Source organism: Amycolatopsis minnesotensis, assembly GCF_039529815.1.
Classification (GTDB): domain Bacteria; phylum Actinomycetota; class Actinomycetes; order Mycobacteriales; family Pseudonocardiaceae; genus Amycolatopsis; species Amycolatopsis minnesotensis.
In genome coordinates, this window is sequence record NZ_BAAANN010000006.1 from 38,401 (window position 1) to 54,553 (window position 16,153).

The window sequence follows — 16,153 nt, forward strand, 5'->3', positions numbered from 1 at the left end:
GTGACGGAGAACGCCCCTGCGCCCCAGACCGACCTTCCGGGTTCGTGGACCCCGGCCGACGAGGAATCCGCGATCTACCAGCGCTGGGTAGACGCCGGCTACTTCACGGCCGACGCCGGATCGGATCGGCCGCCGTTCTCCGTAGTGATCCCGCCCCCGAACGTGACCGGTTCGCTGCACATCGGCCACGCCTTCGAGCACACGCTCATCGACACCATCACGCGCTACCACCGCATGCTGGGCGAGGAGTCGCTGTACCTGCCGGGCATGGACCACGCGAGCATCGCCGTGCACGCGCTCGTGGAGAAGCAGCTGCGCGCCGAGGGCACGAGCCGCCGCGAACTCGGGCGGGAGAAGTTCGTCGAGCGCGTCTGGGAGTGGAAGGCGGAGCACGGCGGGCAGATCCTGGCCCAGATGAAGCGGCTCGGCGAAAGCGTCGACTGGACCCGTGAGCGCTTCACGATGGACGAGGGCCTGTCGAAGGCCGTCAACACGATCTTCAAGCGCCTGTACGACGACGGGCTCATCTACCGGGCGGAGCGGCTGGTCAACTGGTCGCCGGAGCTGCGGTCGGTGCTCTCCGACGCCGAGGTCGACCACGAGGAGGTCGAGGGCGAACTCGTCTCCATGCGCTACGGCGACGGGGACGGCGCGATCGTCGTGGCCACCACCCGGATGGAGACGATGCTCGGCGACACCGCGGTCGCGGTGCACCCCGACGACGAGCGGTACGCCCACCTCGTCGGCACCGAGGTCGAGCTGCCGCTGACCGGGCGCCGGATCCCGATCGTCGCGGACTCCCACGTCGACCCGGAGTTCGGCACCGGTGCGGTGAAGGTGACGCCCGCGCACGACCCGAACGACTTCGAGATCGGCCAGCGGCACGACCTGCCGATGCGCACGATCATGGACGAGACGGGCCGCATCGACGGCACCGGAACCGAGTTCGACGGCATGGACCGGTTCGAGGCGCGCGTCGCGGTGCGGGAGAAGCTGCGCGAGCAGGGCCGGATCGTCGCCGAGAAGCGCCCGTACCTGCACAGCGTCGGGCATTCGCAGCGGTCGAAGGAGCCGATCGAGCCGCGGCTTTCGCTGCAGTGGTTCGTGAAGGTGGGCCCGCTGGCGAAGGCCGCGGGCGACGCCGTCCGCGACGGCCGCGTGGCGGTGCACCCGCCGGAGATGGCGAAGCGCTACTTCGACTGGGTCGACAACCTGCACGACTGGTGCATCTCGCGGCAGCTCTGGTGGGGCCACCGCATCCCGGTCTGGTACGGCCCCGAAGGCGAGGTCGTGTGCGTCGGCCCGGACGAGGAACCGCCTTCCGGCGAGGGCTGGACGCAGGACGAAGACGTCCTCGACACCTGGTTTTCCTCCGGCCTGTGGCCGTTTTCGACGCTGGGCTGGCCGGAGAAGACCCCGGACCTCTCGAAGTTCTATCCGACCACGGTGCTGGTCACCGGCTACGACATCCTCTTCTTCTGGGTCGTCCGGATGATGATGATGGGCCTGTACGCGATGGACGGCGAGCCGCCGTTCCGGACGATCGCGCTGCACGGCATGGTCCGCGACCAGTTCGGCAAGAAGATGTCGAAGACCGCGGGCAACGGCGTCGACCCGATCGAGTGGATGGACCGCTACGGGACGGACGCGCTGCGGTTCACCCTGACCCGCGGCGCGAACCCCGGTGTCGACGTGCCGATCAGCGAGGAGTGGGTCAACGGCTCGCGCAGCTTCTGCACGAAGCTGTGGAACGCCACCAGGTTCGCGCTGATGAACGGCGCGACCGTGGCGCGCCCGGTGCCCGGCGCCGCGGAGCTGACCGAGGCCGACCGCTGGATCCTCGGCAGGCTCGGCGCCGTCGTGTCCGAAGTGGACGGTCAGCTCGCGGACTTCCAGTTCGCCAAGAGCACCGAGTCGCTGTACGCGTTCACCTGGAACGAGCTGTGCGACTGGTACCTGGAACTGGCGAAGGTCCAGCTCTACCAGGGCGACGAGAAGACGGTCGAGAACACCCGCGCGGTGCTCGGCCACGTGCTCGACACCGTGCTGCGCCTGCTGCACCCGTTCATCCCGTTCGTCACCGAGCGGCTGTGGCTGGCGCTGACCGGCGGCGAGTCGCTCGTCGTCGCGCAGTGGCCTGCCGGGTCCCCGCAGTTCACCGAGCACCGGATCGAGGCGGACCCGGTGGTGGACGCGCGGATCGCCGACGTGCAGAAGCTGGTGACCGAGATCCGCCGGTTCCGGTCCGACCAGGGCCTGAAGCCGAGCCAGAAGGTCGCGGCCCGGCTCGGCGGTCCCGGGTTCGAGGAGGTTTCGGGCCAGGCCGACGCGGTGCGCTCGCTCGTCCGGCTGACCGAGGCGGAGGACGGTTTCACGCCGGGTGCCTCACTGGAAGTCGTGCTGGGTTCCGGGACGGCGACGGTGGAACTGGACCTGTCCGGCGCCATCGACGTCGTGGCGGAGCGCAAGCGGCTGCGGAAGGATCTCGGCGTGGCCGAGAAGGAGCTGAAGCAGACCGACGCCAAGCTCGGCAACGAGGGGTTCCTGGCGAAGGCGCCCGAAAACGTCGTCGAGAAGATCAGGGCGCGCCGCGAAGCCGCCGTCGCCGACATCGACCGCATCAACTCCCGGCTGGCCGCGCTGCCTTCTGCCTGATCGCTTCCTGTTCGACCGCCTGCTGGCAGGCGGTCGAACAGGAAGCGCAGGTGCTCGCCGTTGACGTCTGCGGCGAGCACCAGGTAGGTGCGCGTCGCCGGTTCGGGCGCGAAGATGCCGCGGAACGCCACAGGAGGACAGCACCAGGTCGCGCAACGGCGGGTTGATCTCCGGGGGCGGCAGGCGCAGCGGCAGTTCGCCCGGATCGGACAGCCGGATCTTTTGCCGCTGTGCCAACGGATGCGCGACGGGGAGTGCGGTGACGAGCGCGTCGGTCCACAGTGGCCTCGAAGTGCAGCCGGTCCGACGGCCAGCTCCCGCGGACCAGGGTCGCGTCCAGCTCTCCCGAGCGCGCCAGCTTCAGCCGCTCGGCCGTCGGCGGACGCATCAGTTCGACGTGGACTTCCGGGGCGAGCTTCGCGAACCCGGCCAGCACGAGATCGAGCCGCGGCCCGAGACCCGACGTGGTGCCGACGCGGATCGTGGTGGCCTGCTCGGCCCGGAACCCGGCCATCGCCTCGATCGCGCCATCCTCGGCCGCGATGACCGCGCGTGCGTGCGGCAGGAACCGGGTTCCCGCTTCGATTCGAATACTCCACTGCTACTCCACTGTTACTCCACTGTGGATTCGCCCACTGAGGACGGGGGCGGGCCGTCGTGCCGGGCAGGGCAAGGCAGCCGCGCGGGGAAAAGGCGGACGATGACCTTCGGCGGGGTGGCGGCGCGGCCGGCCGGAGTCGATTTCACGAGGGGTGATGGGCGTGGGGGAGCGGATCCGCGCCTTCGAAGAGGTACACGCCGCGGCCCGATCCCGTGGTGGCGTAGGTGTTTCCATGCCCTGAAGGGGCCGTTGAGGGAACCTGATGCCGCGAAGGCTCCATCAGCAGCGCCATGCCGCGCGCCGTGAAGGTCGAGAACGCGGCGTCAGAGTCTCTGAAGGTCGCCCCTCGCCGGAACCGCCGCGGTTCCGGTGCCTTTCGCGAAGCGCGAGCTTCGGGACCAGTCCCGGCGCCGAGCCCTATCCTCGTTTCCCCAGTAGCCGGATCGGGAAGATGGCGATGGCCGCAGAACAAGAGTTGGGCGCAGTGGTCGGACGGTTCGAGAGCGACAACCGGCGCCGGAGAAGGATCTTCGCGGTCGCCGTGCCGGTGGGCGGGGTGGTCGCGGCCCTGACCGGGCTGTGGTTCGTCGTACTGGCAGGCCGCGGCGGATCGCCGTCGCTTGTCCTCCTGCCCTGCCTTGCCTGCGGGCTCGCACTGGGCGCGCTCGCGGTCGGCATCCAGCAGGCCTGGCTGTCCCGCACCCGGCCCGACGAGGCGTTCACCCTGCACGAGGGCGGCTTCGTCCATTCCTATGCCGGGAAGTCCTTGGCGATCAGCTGGGACGAGATCGTCAAGATCGCCAACGAGGGGCGGGACAACGCGCTCTACCGGGTACTCGGCGCCGACGTCCGCTACCGCGTCAAGCTCCGTTCCGCCGTCGGCGGGCGCCGGGTCGTGATGATCACCGGTATCACCGAAGACGCCCTCCGGCTCGGCGGCACCGTGCAGCACGCCGTGCACCACGGCACCCGCCCGAAACCGGAGGCACCCTGATCCGCACCCGTTTCGGCACGAGTCGTGATCAGCGCGGGAGCCGATCGCTGCTTGGTGCGGGCGCAGTGTGATCGCGGTCGGCGGGGATGACCGAACTCGTGCGCTCCCCGCGCACCGATCTGGTCCGCGCCGGGGACCTCGGCGGCGACGGTCGGGTGGACGATCCGCCAGATCCTCGACTCGGGCGTCTACATCGACGATCTGCTCACCGAAAGCACGGGCTACGACCCGCGTCCGGCGCTGCCGTCGCTCGAAGTGCCGATCGGCCCACAGTTCCGCTCTCCGGTGGAGCGGCCGACGTCCACTACGAACGCTTCGGTGACGGCCCCGGCCCCGTGCCGGTGCACGGCACGGCCCTGTTCGCGAGGCTGCTCCCGCTCAGGGGCGTTCGGGCCCGGCTACTGGACGGCCACGACCGACGAGGCGAACGAAGCGCTCGTCGAGCAGCTCACCTCGGTCATCGAACCGGGCGCGATCCGGCACACCGGGGTGGACCCGCGCGTCGACCTCGGACCGCTGCTCGGCCGGAGCACGGCACCGGCTCCGGTGCTGGCCAGCGCGCTCAGCGCCTCGCGGCGGCCAGCGCGCGATAGGTCACGTTCGCGACGCCTTCCATCCCGGCGCGGAACGGGTGGTAGTTCGCGGCGGCGAGGATGTTCAGGTCCTTCCCGTTGATCCACGCGGCACCGCCCGCGCACGCGTCGTGCCCGAGCGACGGGGTGAAGATGTCCACATAGGACGATGCACCGTCGTCGGCGACGGCATCGGAAACGGCGGCGTTGAGCGCTTCCTCGATGCTGCTGAGCCAGGCGTAGTCGCCAGCGGCGAACGGCAGGTCCGGGCAGGTCCCGGTGGCCGGTGCGATGCGCGGGTAGCCGATCGCGAGCACCGTCGCCCGCGGCGACCGCGCGTGGATCCCGGCGAGCACCGCGGTGATCCTCGGGCGGATCTTCGCGGCCGTGACCTTCATCGTGTCGACGCCGTCGACGGTGAAGTTCCGCTGGCACGGATTGCCGGCCGGGTCGCTCGCCCGCAGCTTCGGGCAGGTGTCGATGAGGGTGCCGAACAAGGTGAAGTCGTTGCCGCCGATGCCGATCGTGACCAGGTCGGTGTCCGCGCGCAGCGCGGCGAACTGCGGCGGGTTCGTGCCGAGGGGCACGCTCTGCGAGGTCGTCATGTTCGCGGTGGCCGCGCCGCCGCAGCTCACGTCGGTGAACGACGCGGGCTTGAGCTTGCGCGACAGCAGCGACGGGTAGTTGTTGGTGGACCGGGCGCAGCCGAGCGGATCGAGGCGCATGAGCGGGATGAAGGGGCCCGAGGTGTAGGAATCGCCGAGCGCGACGTAGCGGACCCGCTCGGCCGCGACCGCCACGCTCGTGGTTCCGGTGAACAGTGCTGCCACCGCGGCCACGGCGGCGATCGTGAGACCTCTGCGACTGAACATGCGCACCCCATCACTTGTTTCGAGTTGTGCCTCGTTCATAGCTGTCACGGACCGCGCCTAGGTGCCCCCAAACGGGTACCGTCCGTGATCATCACCCGGGAGTGTTTCGTCTGCCCCTGACGGCTCTCAGGACTCCGACGCCGCTTTCGCGGCCCTCGCGGCGTCAGATGCCCCGGAGGTCCCCTTCGGGGCACGCGGGGCCCGCCCGCACCAGGGCCGCGGAGCCTCGCGACGTAGACTCGGGCGCGTCCGTGAACAGGCATGAGTTGGGAGCGCGGGTGCCGCGAGGGAAGTCCGATGAGCCGTTCGACGAGCCGGTGGACGAGTCGGCGGTGAACAGTCACGGCGAACCGGACCTGGCCGATCCCGGCAGCTTCGCCGGGGTCGACGAGCTGGGCGTGCACGACGATCCGGAAGGTGCCTTCACCAGCGAGGACCGCGCCTTCACCGCGGGCGGCGGGGCGTCGGGCGGGATCGGCGGCATCGGCCAGCTCGGGGACAACCTGGCGCTCGGCCCGGTGCCGGACCTGCGTCCTGGCGATGGCGACGTCCACGAACTCGACGACGAGGGCGAGCGGGCGGCCCCGATCGGCCAGGAGCAGGCGCGCCGCGAGCTGATGGCGGTCGAGGCCGAGCTGAACCAGCGGTGGCCGGAGACGAAGATCGAGCCGTCCCTGTCGCGCATCTCCGCGCTCGTCACGGTGCTCGGCGAGCCGCACAAGGGCTATCCCGTCGTGCAGGTCGCCGGCACGAACGGCAAGGGCTCGACGGCGCGCATGATCGACGCGCTGCTGAGCAGGATGGGCCTGCGCGTCGGCCGGTACACCAGCCCGCACCTGCAGCTCGTCACCGAGCGCATCGCGATCGACGGGCAGCCGGTGCCGGCGGAGCGCTACGTGGAGCTCTACCGCGACATCGCGCCGTACGTGTCCATGGTGGACGGTGCCGCCGGGCCGGGCGAGCCGGCGCTGAGCAAGTTCGAGGTGCTCACCGGGATGGCGTTCGCGGCGTTCGCCGACGCCCCGGTCGAAGCGGCGGTCGTCGAGGTCGGCCTCGGCGGCACGTGGGACGCGACGAACGTCGTCGAAGCCGACGTCGCGGTGATCACGCCGATCGGGATCGACCACGTCGAGTACCTCGGCAGCGAACTGGCCGGGATCGCGAAGGAGAAGGCGGGGATCATCAAGCCGGGTTCGGTCGCGATCGTCGCCGAGCAGGAGCCCGAGGCGCAGCGCGTCCTGCTGGAACGCGCGATCGAAGTGGACGCGACGGTGGCGCGCGCGGGCAGCGAGTTCGGCGTGCTCGAACGCGAGGTCGCGGTCGGCGGGCAGATGCTGAAGCTGCAGGGCCTCGGCGGGGTGTACGACGAGATCTTCCTGCCGCTGCACGGCGCGCACCAGGCCGCCAACGCCGCGCTCGCGCTGGCCGCGGTCGAAGCGTTCTTCGGTGCGGGCAAGGATCGCCAGCTCGTGCTCGAAGCCGTGCGCGAAGGGTTCGCGGAGGTCGAGGAACCGGGGCGGCTCGAACACGTGCGCGCCGCGCCGACCGTGCTGCTCGACGCGGCGCACAACGAACACGGCGCCAAGGCGCTCGCGGCCGCCATCGCCGACGCGTTCGCGTTCCGCAAGCTCGCCGCCGTGGTCGGGGTGATGGGGGACAAGGACGCGCGCGGCATCCTGGAGGCGCTCGAGCCGGTCGTCTCCGAGATCGTGGTGACCCGCAACAGTTCTCCGCGCGCGATGCCGCTGGAAGAGCTGAACGCCATCGCCATCACCGTGTTCGGCGAAGAGCGAGTCGTCGCCGAGTCCAGTTTGGACGCCGCGGTGGAGACCGCGATCGGGCTCGTCGAGCGGAGCGACGACCCCGAGGAGCCCCTGGCCGGCGGTGGCGTGCTGATCACCGGATCGGTCGTCACGGCGGGTGAGGCTCGAACGCTTTTCGGTAAGGAGCCGGTGTGACCGAGGTGAAGCCGCCCGCGAAGGACCCGATGAAGTCCTTCCGCGGGGTGCAGTCCGGCGCGTTGATCCTGGAGGCGATCACGGTGGCGCTGGCGCTGCCCGTGATCGCGCAGTTCGGCGGCGGGATCGGCAGCGGGAAGGGCTGGACGGTGATCGGCCTCGCGGTCGCGCTGGTGGCATGCTGCTGGATCATCAAGCGCCCGTGGGCCATGCCGGTCGTGCTCGTGCTGCAACTGGGCTTGATCGCCTTCTTCTTCGCGGTGCCCGCGATCGCGGTGATCGGCGTGGTCTTCCTGTGCATCTGGCTGTGGCTGCTGTGGCTGCGCCGTGACGTGGCGAAACGGATGGCCGAGGGCAGGCTGCCCAGCCAGCAGGTGTGAGCGGCGCGTTCACCGCGGCGACGCGCGGAGTTGGCCTGGTGGCCGCCGACGGCGGATAAAACCGCGCCATGACCGAACCGACCCACCACAGCCGCCGGACGCTGTTCAGAGCGGGCGCCGGCGCGCTCGCCGCGGGACTCGTCCTTCCCGGCACCGCGAACGCCGCCGCCTTCGTCCGTCGCGACCGCCCCGTGCTCACCCACGGCGTGCAGGCCGGCGACGTCACCGCGGACTCCGCGATCATCTGGTCGCGCGCCGACCGGCCGTCGCGGCTGACCGTCGAAATCGCCCGCGACGCTTCGTTCCGGCGGGCGCGCCGCGTGTGCGGGCCGGTGCTGAGCCCCGCCACGGGCGGCACCGGCAAGATCAGGATCCCCGCGCTGCCGCCCGGTACCGGACTGCACTACCGCGTGACCGCGGAAGACCTCGACGGCCGTGGCGCGAGCGAACCGGTGACCGGCCGGTTCCGCACCGCGCCGCTCGGCCGCCGCGACGTGCGGTTCCTGTGGTCCGGCGACGTCGTCGGCCAGAACTACGGCATCAACCCCGAGCGCGGCGGGATGACCATCTACTCCGCGATGGCCGATCGCGAGCCGGACTTCTTCCTGCACAGCGGCGACACCGTCTACGCCGACAGCCCGCTGACCGAAACGGTGACGCTGCCGGGCGGGCGGACCTGGCGCAACATCGTGACCCCCGCCAAGTCGAAGGTCGCCGAGACGCTCGAGGAGTACCGCGGCCAGTTCGCCTACAACCTGCTGGACGAGCACCTGCGCCGGTTCACCGCCGCGGTGCCGAGCTACGTCCAATGGGACGACCACGAAGTCGTCAACAACTGGTACCCGGGCGAGATCCTCAACGACCGGCCGGAGTACACCGAGAAGCGCGTGGACGTGCTGGCGCCGCGCGCGTTCCGGGCGTTCCACGAGTGGCACCCGATCGACCGGCGCGCCGCCGTGGACGGCCGCGTGTACCGCAGCTTCTCCTACGGCGCGCGTGCCGAGATCTTCGTGCTGGACATGCGGACCTACCGCGACGCCAACACCTCCGATCGGACGAAGCCGGGGCACATTCTCGGGCAGGCACAGGCGAAGTGGCTGGCCGACGCGCTCGCGCGCAGCACCGCGACGTGGAAGATCGTGCAGGCCGATATGCCGATCGGGCTGGTGGTGCCGGACGGCAAGGACATCGAAGCGGTCGCGAACGGGCTGCCCGGCGCGCCGGGCGGGCGGGAGGCGGAGCTGGCGTGGGTGCTGCGCGAGATCTCCCGCCGCCGGGTCCGCAACGTGGTGTGGCTGACCGCGGACGTGCACTACACCGCGGCGCACCACTACTCGCCGGACCGCGCGGCGTTCACCGGCTTCGACCCGTTCTGGGAGTTCGTGTCGGGCCCGCTCAACGCCGGCGCGTTCGGCCCGAACGCGCTCGACCCGACGTTCGGCCCGGAGGCCGTCTTCGTGCACGCGCCGCCGGTGCAGAACACCTCGCCGGCGGACGGCTACCAGCACTTCGGCGAGATCGCGATCGACGGCGGCAGCGGTGAGCTGACCGTCGATCTGCGCGACGCGTCGGGTGCTTCGCTGTGGTCGAAGACCCTGCGCCCGCAGCGGTGAGAAACACATCAGTAGGCTCTTCGCCACAAACCCGAAATAAACCGTGGACTTCTCCCCGGCAAATCGAAGGAGTTCTACCGTCGTGACTGAACGCACCCTGGTTCTGGTCAAGCCCGATGGCGTCAAGCGCGGCCTCGTCGGCGAGGTCATCTCGCGCATCGAGGCCAAGGGGCTCACCCTGGCCGCGCTGGAGCTGCGCACCGTCGAACGGTCCGTCGCCGAGGAGCACTACGCCGAGCACAAGGACAAGCCGTTCTTCGGCGACCTCCTCGAGTTCATCACCTCCGGCCCGCTGGTCGCGATCGCGGTCGAAGGCCCGCGCGCGATCGCCGCGTTCCGCCAGCTCGCGGGCGGCACCGACCCGGTCGAGAAGGCGGCGCCCGGCACCATCCGCGGCGACTACGCGCTGGAGACCCAGTTCAACCTGGTGCACGGCTCCGACTCGCCGGAGTCGGCCGAGCGCGAACTGAAGCTCTGGTTCTGAGTTTTCTATCGCGTGTCGAAATGTGCGCTGTGTTGTCTATCGCGAATTTAGAGGGCCTGGCGGCCCTGCGCGCGACTTGACGCCTCCCCGGTGCGCTGCGCGCACCGGGGAGGCCGGGTGCGGGGCCGGCTTGGCAGCGACCTCGCTGCGCTCGGGGCAGGCGGCCGTGTCGGGGGTCAGCCGCGAGCAAGGCTTATTCGATCTGGGCGAGGCCGACTTCGTCCAGGATCGCGCGGATCGCGGACAGCTCCGTGCCGGTCAAGGGGGCCAGCGGGGGCAGTGTCGCCGCGTTCGCGATGGCGCCGCGCAACGAGAGGGCGGCCTTGAACGAGCCCAAAGCGCTCGCGGTGTGGCCGATCCGCCCCCGGTCGGCGACGGTGGTGATGTCGAACAGCCTCGCCAGCCGGTCCTGTTCGGCGGCGGCAGCGGCGAGGTCACCGGACTTCGCGGCCTCGTACAGCCGGACGTAGCCGTGCGGGTCGATGTTGCCGAGCCCCGGCACGATTCCCGCGGCGCCGAGCGCCACCGCGCTGTCGGCGAACAGTTCGGAGCCGGTGAACGCCGGAAGCCCCGGTGCCTCGCGCAGGATCCGGCGGAAACCGGCGAAGTCGCCGCTGGAGTCCTTCGTCGCGACGACCGTCCCCGACGCCGCGAGTTCGCACACCACCCCGGCGCCGACCGCAACCGCCGTCGCGCTGGGAATGTCATACGCGACAACGGGAACGTCGATCGCGTCGTGCACGGCGCGGAAGTGCGCGACGATCTCCGAAGGGTGCGGGCTGACGTAGAACGGGGCCGTCACGACGATCGCGTCGGCGCCGGTTTCCTGCGCGCGCCGCGCCTGGTCGACGACGCGGAGCGTGCCGGTGTCGATGGCGCCGGCGAGCACGGGGACCGCGCCGGCGACGACACCGACGGCGACCTCCAGCGCGGCGCGCTGCCGAGCGCCGTCGAGCAGGGCGACCTCGCCGGTGGAGCCGCCGAGGAACACCCCGTGCACCCCGGCGTCGAGCTGGAACGCGACGAGTTTCTCCAGTGATCGCCGGTCCACCTCGCCGTCGTCGTCGATCGGGGTGACCAGCGGCGGGATCACGCCGTGCAACGACTCAGTGCTCGCTGTGTTCAATTCGGACTGTCCTTTCGGGAGTGACGAGCGCGGGTGCGCCCGAGTCGATGCGGAGCGCGCGGCCGAGCCGGGCGGGCAGGTCGAGCCCGACGACGAGCGCGACGACCAGCGTGAGCCCGCCCGCCAGCACGGTCAGCGCGGTGCCGAGGCTGCCGATGCCGGACGCGATCGCGGTACCGGCGAGCGGGGCGACCGCGCCGCCGAGCGCGCCGACGTTGTAGGAGAACCCGAGACCAGCCGCGCGGAGCCGGGTGGGGAAGTGGTCGCCGATGTACTTCGGCAGCAGGCCCGAGATGCCGGAACTGGTGGCCTGCATCGCGAACAGCAGGACCCACAGCAGCACGACGTTCCCGGCGGGCAGCGCGAACGCGGGGAGCACGAACAGCAGCGAGACGACGAGTCCGAGGACGTAAGCGCGCCGGGTGCCGAGCTTGTCGCCCAGCACGCCCGCGAGGCACGAGCCCGCCGCGTACCCGAGCCCCGCCCAGGTCAGCGCCGTGGAAACCTGGCTCGCGGTGTACCCGAGATCGCTCTTGAGGTAGGTCGGCAGCAGCGACTGGATCGGCCACGAGTAGAGGAACGCGGCGAAGACGGTCGCCATGATCGCGAGCATCACCGGCCACGACCGCCCGGCGAGCTGGACCGCCAAGGCGGCGAACCCGAGCACCACGAGCGCGGTCAGCCACGGGCCGTACCCGCCGCTGTGCTCGCTGAACAGCAGCACCAGCGCCACCGACAGCACCACGGCGAGCACCGCGTTCGGCAGCCTTCGCTTGGGGGAGAACAGGATCGACGATGTCGTCACGCCGGTGCGCCCGGCGACCTCCTCCTGCCATTCGCGTGCTTCCGGCAGCGAGCGGCGGAGGTAGAGCGTCAGCGCGATCGGGATCAGGCCGAGGTAGAACAGCCAGCGCCAGCTCAGGTTCGGCACGATGACGCCGTAGGCGAGCGCGGCCAGCACGGTGCCGATCGGATAGGCGGAGAGCAGGAATCCCGCGGCGCGGTTGCGCATCTTCGGCGGCCACGACTCCATCACGTACGTCGCGCTCGACCCGTACTCGCCCGCCATCCCGAGCCCGACGAGCACCCGGAAGGCGAACAGGGACCAGTAGCCCCACGAGAACCCGCACAGCGCGCTGCCGGCCGAGAAGGTCAGGATCGACAGGATCATCGCGGGTTTGCGGCCGAAGTGGTCGCCGATGGCGCCGAGCACCAGGCCGCCGAGCCATCGCGAGACGAAGGCGGCCGAGACGAGTGTCGCGGCTTGCGCCTTCGAGAGCCCGAAATCGGCCTGCACCTCGGTGAGCACGAGCGTGATCAGGATGAAGTCGAACCCGTCGAGCAGATAGCCCAGCCACGCGGCGAAGAACGCCTTGTACTGCTCGCGGGGCAGCCGCCGGAACGAGGGGGCTGGTGGCGGCACTGCCATGCCTGGACCTCCGGAAGGATCAGACATAGGATGTCCTATGTCCAATCGACGATAACCCGGGGAAACGGGGGAGGCAATGGTGGTTCGCCTGCGCTCGCAGGATCCGCGGCAGCCGGAGCCGGGGCGCCACGGCGGCGCGCGCGCCAACCAGCTCGCGCTGCAGGAGGCGATCAAGGAGCTGATCGTCCAGCGCGGCCTCGCGCCAGGCTCGCTCCTGCCGACCGAGCAGGTGCTGGCGCGCGAGCTCGAGGTCAGCAGGCACCCGCTGCGCGAAGCCATGAAAGCGCTGGAGGCGCTGGGGATCGTCGACATCCGGCACGGGTACGGCACCTACGTCGGCTCGGTCTCACTGGGCGGCCTCGAAGCGGGCCTCGCCTTTCGCAGCGCGCGATCGATCAAGGGGGACCTGTCCGATATCCGCGACCTCCTCGAAGTGCGCGAAGTCCTCGAAACCGGGCTGGTCGCCCGGGTGCTCGACCAGTTCGACCAGATCGACCTGCCGGCGCTCGAAGAGGCCGTCGCGGAGATGGAACGGCACGCCTCCTCCGGCGAGTACGCGCCGGACGCGGACCTGCGGTTCCACGAAACCCTGTACCAGCCGCTCGGCAACGCGCTCGTGCTCGACCTGCTCCGCGTGTTCTGGCGGGTCTTCCACGCGATGGACGGCGATCTCCCGCGCGAACAGGCCGACCCGGCGGTCATCGCGTCCTGGCACCGCGACATCCTCGAAGCGCTGCGCAGCAGGGAGGAACCCGCGCTGCGCAGGGCGATCGGCGTGCACTTCCACGCGATCCGCGCCCGCGTCGGATAATCGGTCGTATTCTGTCGGGGGTAGGTCCTACTGTCGGTTTCGTGGAGAGCGAGACGGCGGGGGCGCCGGGCGTGATCGGCGCCGATCCGGAGCAGGCCGCGATGGTGCGCGCCGAAGGGCTGGTCAAGCGGTTCGGCGAGTTCGAGGCCGTGCGCGGGGTCGACGTGGCGGTCCGCAAGGGTGAGGCGTTCGGGTTCCTCGGCCCGAACGGCGCGGGCAAGTCCTCCACCATGCGCATGATCGCGTGCGTCTCGCCGCGGTCGGCGGGCGAGCTGCGGGTGCTCGGCCTCGACCCGGACACCGAGGGGCCGAAGATCCGGGCGCGGCTCGGCGTGGTGCCCCAGCAGGACAACCTGGACTCCGAGCTGACCGTGCGGCAGAACCTCCAGGTCTACGGCCGGTACTTCGGCCTGTCCCGCGCGCACGTCCGGCGCAAGGCCGACGAGCTGATGGCCTTCGCGCAGCTGACCGACCGCGCCGACGAGGAGGTCGAGCCGCTTTCCGGCGGGATGAAGCGGCGCCTGACCATCGCCAGGTCGCTGGTGAACGACCCGGAGCTGCTGCTGCTCGACGAGCCGACGACGGGCCTCGACCCGCAGGCGCGGCATCTGCTGTGGGACAGGCTGTTCCGGCTGAAATCGCAGGGCGTCACGCTCATCATCACGACGCACTACATGGACGAGGCGGAGCAGCTGTGCGATCGCCTCGTGGTGATGGACGCGGGCCGGATCGTCGCGGAGGGCTCGCCGTCGGACCTGATTTCCCGGTACTCCACCCGGGAAGTGCTCGAACTTCGGTTCGCGCCGGGTGAGCAGGAAAGCGCGGCGCGCGGGCTCGACGATCTCGCCGAGCGGGTCGAGGTGCTGCCGGACAGGGTGCTCCTCTACACGCGGCAAGGCGAAGCCGCGCTGGAGCGAGCGCACGCGCGCGGTGTGCGGCCGGTGTCGAGCCTGGTGCGCCGCAGCACCCTCGAAGACGTCTTCCTCCGGCTGACCGGCAGGACGCTGGTGGACTGATGAGCACACCGGAACCCACGGGGGTGGTCGTCGGTTCGTGGCGCGCGGCCTGGCTGCGCGTCGAGGGGCACTGGACCTGGTACCGGCGCTACTGGGCCTCCACGCTGTACTCCACCGGGCTGCAGCCGGTGCTGTTCCTCGCCGCGATGGGGCTCGGGTTCGGTTCGCAGGTGCAGGCGGGCCCGGCCACCGGCGGGCTGTCCTACCTGCACTACGTGGCACCGGCGCTGCTGGTCGCGGCGGCCGCGCAGAACGCGGTGGGCGAGTCGAGCTACCCGGTGCTGTCCGGGTTCAAGTGGCAGAAGGACTTCATCGCGGTCACCGCGACCCCGATGACCCCCGGCCAGCTCCTCGGCGGCCAGGTGCTGTGGCTGACGCTGCGGCTGGCGCTGTCGGGCGTGGTGTACGCGGTGATCGCGCTGTTCTTCGGCGCCTGGCTCAACTTCGGCGTGCTGGCGGTCGTGCTCGTCGGCGTGCTGACCGGGCTGTCCTGCGGCACCCCGACGATGGTGCTCGCGGCGACCACGTTCGACGAGGGGGAGCGGTTCGCCTCGGTGTTCCGGTTCGTCGTGATGCCGATGACCCTGTTCGCGGGCACGTTCTTCCCGATCACCCAGATCCCCGTCGCGCTGCGCTGGCTCGCCTGGATTTCCCCGCTGTGGCACGGAAACGAGCTCGCCAGGGGCGTCACGATCGGCGGGCTCGCGTTCTGGCCCGCGGTGGGGCACGTCCTGTACCTCGCGGCGGTCGCCGGTGTCGGCGCCGCTTTCGCGCGGACGTTCTTCCGGCGAAGGCTGGTGGTCTGAGATGACCGCACTGGCCCCCAGCCCGCGCCGCCCCGGCCTGCTGCTGCGGATCCTCCCGCCCGGCTTGTACGCGGGCAGGGCGAGCCGCGTCATCGAGCGCTCGGTGCTCGCCTATTCGCGGGCGTGGCTGGTCTTCCTGTCCGGTGTCTTCGAGCCGCTGTTCTACCTGTTCGCCTTCAAGATCGGGTTCGGGAAACTCGTCGAGACGGTGACCGGGCCGGGCGGGCAGCAGCTCAGCTACGTCGCCTTCGTCGCGCCCGCGCTGCTCGCGTCGTCGGCGATGAACGGCGCCATCTTCGACGCGACCTACGCCGTCTTCTTCCGGTTCCGCTACAGCAGGCTGTACGACGCGATGCTGGCGACCCCGATCGGCCCGCTCGACATCGCGATGGGCGAGATCGGCTGGTCGGTGCTGCGCGGCGGGATGTACTCCATCGCCTTCGTCGGGGTGATGGCGGCGATGGGGCTGATCACCTCGGCTTGGGTGCTCCTGATGCCGGTGGTCGCGCTGCTCATCGCGTTCGCCTTCGCCGCGGTGGGCATGACCTGCGCGACGTTCATCAAGTCACCGTCCCAGTTCGACTACATCCAGCTCGTCGTGATGCCGCTCTTCCTGTTCTCGGCGACCTTCTACCCGCTGTCGGTCTACCCCGGCCCGCTCCAGGTCGTCGTGCGGGTTTCCCCGCTGTACCAAGGGGTCGAGGTGATGCGCGGGCTGTCCACCGGCGTGGTCGGCCCGGAGCTGCTGTGGCACCTCGGCTACCTGGTCGCGCTCGCGGCGCTCGGCGTGTACGGCGCGACGCGGCGGCTCAAGAAGATGCTGCTGCACTGAGGTT

The 16,153-nt window shown here is 70.6% G+C and carries 15 protein-coding genes; 10 read left to right on the top strand and 5 right to left on the bottom strand.

Annotation, left to right across the window (positions count from 1 at the left end):
• Positions 1-2,655: a valine--tRNA ligase gene (locus ABD256_RS09130; RefSeq protein ID WP_344415630.1), complete on the top strand. Its 2,655-nt coding sequence runs from the start codon at positions 1-3 to the stop codon at positions 2,653-2,655.
• Here ABD256_RS09130 and ABD256_RS44370 read toward each other — a convergent pair.
• On the bottom strand, positions 2,621-3,169 hold the full coding sequence (locus tag ABD256_RS44370) for a LysR substrate-binding domain-containing protein (protein WP_425546409.1): 549 nt from the start codon (positions 3,167-3,169) through the stop codon (positions 2,621-2,623). The genes ABD256_RS09130 and ABD256_RS44370 overlap by 35 nt on opposite strands.
• Positions 3,170-3,713: 544 nt before the next feature.
• Between ABD256_RS44370 and ABD256_RS09135 the strand changes: the two genes are divergently transcribed.
• On the top strand, positions 3,714-4,250 hold the full coding sequence (locus tag ABD256_RS09135) for a hypothetical protein (RefSeq protein ID WP_344415632.1): 537 nt from the start codon (positions 3,714-3,716) through the stop codon (positions 4,248-4,250).
• A gap of 398 nt (positions 4,251-4,648) precedes the next feature.
• Here the strand turns inward: ABD256_RS09135 and ABD256_RS09140 are convergent, their stop codons facing one another.
• The gene (locus ABD256_RS09140) at positions 4,649-4,783 is read right to left on the bottom strand and encodes a hypothetical protein (RefSeq protein WP_344415634.1); all 135 of its coding nucleotides are present in this window, start codon (positions 4,781-4,783) and stop codon (positions 4,649-4,651) included.
• A gap of 29 nt (positions 4,784-4,812) precedes the next feature.
• On the bottom strand, positions 4,813-5,694 hold the full coding sequence (locus tag ABD256_RS09145) for an SGNH/GDSL hydrolase family protein (protein ID WP_344415636.1): 882 nt from the start codon (positions 5,692-5,694) through the stop codon (positions 4,813-4,815).
• Between the two features lie 278 nt (positions 5,695-5,972).
• On the opposite strand from ABD256_RS09145, the gene folC reads away from it, so the two are divergent.
• The 4 genes from folC (at position 5,973) to ndk (ending at position 10,129) form a co-directional block, all read left to right on the top strand.
• Complete coding sequence (folC, locus tag ABD256_RS09150; protein ID WP_425546410.1) at positions 5,973-7,652, top strand: bifunctional tetrahydrofolate synthase/dihydrofolate synthase; 1,680 nt, start codon at positions 5,973-5,975, stop codon at positions 7,650-7,652.
• A gap of 29 nt (positions 7,653-7,681) precedes the next feature.
• Positions 7,682-8,032, top strand: a complete 351-nt coding sequence (locus ABD256_RS09155; RefSeq protein ID WP_425546422.1) for a DUF4233 domain-containing protein — start codon at positions 7,682-7,684, stop codon at positions 8,030-8,032.
• 68 nt (positions 8,033-8,100) lie between these two features.
• Positions 8,101-9,645 carry an alkaline phosphatase D family protein gene (locus ABD256_RS09160; protein WP_344415640.1) on the top strand — a complete coding sequence of 515 codons (1,545 nt, stop codon included), beginning with the start codon at positions 8,101-8,103 and terminating at the stop codon, positions 9,643-9,645.
• Between the two features lie 82 nt (positions 9,646-9,727).
• Positions 9,728-10,129, top strand: a complete 402-nt coding sequence (gene ndk / locus ABD256_RS09165; RefSeq protein WP_344415643.1) for a nucleoside-diphosphate kinase — start codon at positions 9,728-9,730, stop codon at positions 10,127-10,129.
• Between the two features lie 193 nt (positions 10,130-10,322).
• On the opposite strand, the gene ABD256_RS09170 is transcribed toward ndk, so the two are convergent.
• Together ABD256_RS09170 and ABD256_RS09175 are read right to left on the bottom strand one after the other, a co-directional pair.
• Positions 10,323-11,255: a dihydrodipicolinate synthase family protein gene (locus tag ABD256_RS09170; RefSeq protein ID WP_344415645.1), complete on the bottom strand. Its 933-nt coding sequence runs from the start codon at positions 11,253-11,255 to the stop codon at positions 10,323-10,325.
• Positions 11,236-12,684 carry a sialate:H+ symport family MFS transporter gene (locus tag ABD256_RS09175; RefSeq protein WP_344415647.1) on the bottom strand — a complete coding sequence of 483 codons (1,449 nt, stop codon included), beginning with the start codon at positions 12,682-12,684 and terminating at the stop codon, positions 11,236-11,238. Before ABD256_RS09175 ends, ABD256_RS09170 begins: the two co-directional genes overlap by 20 nt.
• Positions 12,685-12,760: 76 nt before the next feature.
• Between ABD256_RS09175 and ABD256_RS09180 the strand changes: the two genes are divergently transcribed.
• The 4 genes from ABD256_RS09180 to ABD256_RS09195 all read left to right on the top strand — a co-directional run bounded on the left by ABD256_RS09180 (position 12,761) and on the right by ABD256_RS09195 (position 16,149).
• Positions 12,761-13,495: a FadR/GntR family transcriptional regulator gene (locus ABD256_RS09180; RefSeq protein WP_344415649.1), complete on the top strand. Its 735-nt coding sequence runs from the start codon at positions 12,761-12,763 to the stop codon at positions 13,493-13,495.
• Between the two features lie 101 nt (positions 13,496-13,596).
• On the top strand, positions 13,597-14,511 hold the full coding sequence (locus tag ABD256_RS09185) for an ABC transporter ATP-binding protein (RefSeq protein ID WP_344416183.1): 915 nt from the start codon (positions 13,597-13,599) through the stop codon (positions 14,509-14,511).
• Positions 14,511-15,317 carry an ABC transporter permease gene (locus tag ABD256_RS09190; protein ID WP_344415651.1) on the top strand — a complete coding sequence of 269 codons (807 nt, stop codon included), beginning with the start codon at positions 14,511-14,513 and terminating at the stop codon, positions 15,315-15,317. Before ABD256_RS09185 ends, ABD256_RS09190 begins: the two co-directional genes overlap by 1 nt.
• Position 15,318: 1 nt before the next feature.
• Positions 15,319-16,149: an ABC transporter permease gene (locus tag ABD256_RS09195; protein WP_344415653.1), complete on the top strand. Its 831-nt coding sequence runs from the start codon at positions 15,319-15,321 to the stop codon at positions 16,147-16,149.
• Positions 16,150-16,153 lie beyond the last annotated feature (4 nt).

Coding starts and splice junctions, on each gene's coding strand:
- ABD256_RS09195 (WP_344415653.1), top strand. CDS start 15,319: ATGACCGCACTGGCCCCCAGCCCGCGCCGCCCCGGCCTGCTGCTGCGG.
- ABD256_RS09145 (WP_344415636.1), bottom strand. CDS start 5,694: ATGTTCAGTCGCAGAGGTCTCACGATCGCCGCCGTGGCCGCGGTGGCA.
- ABD256_RS09185 (WP_344416183.1), top strand. CDS start 13,597: ATGGTGCGCGCCGAAGGGCTGGTCAAGCGGTTCGGCGAGTTCGAGGCC.
- ABD256_RS09135 (WP_344415632.1), top strand. CDS start 3,714: ATGGCCGCAGAACAAGAGTTGGGCGCAGTGGTCGGACGGTTCGAGAGC.
- ABD256_RS09155 (WP_425546422.1), top strand. CDS start 7,682: ATGAAGTCCTTCCGCGGGGTGCAGTCCGGCGCGTTGATCCTGGAGGCG.
- ABD256_RS09190 (WP_344415651.1), top strand. CDS start 14,511: ATGAGCACACCGGAACCCACGGGGGTGGTCGTCGGTTCGTGGCGCGCG.
- ABD256_RS09180 (WP_344415649.1), top strand. CDS start 12,761: ATGGTGGTTCGCCTGCGCTCGCAGGATCCGCGGCAGCCGGAGCCGGGG.
- ABD256_RS09160 (WP_344415640.1), top strand. CDS start 8,101: ATGACCGAACCGACCCACCACAGCCGCCGGACGCTGTTCAGAGCGGGC.
- ABD256_RS44370 (WP_425546409.1), bottom strand. CDS start 3,169: ATGGCCGGGTTCCGGGCCGAGCAGGCCACCACGATCCGCGTCGGCACC.
- ABD256_RS09175 (WP_344415647.1), bottom strand. CDS start 12,684: ATGGCAGTGCCGCCACCAGCCCCCTCGTTCCGGCGGCTGCCCCGCGAG.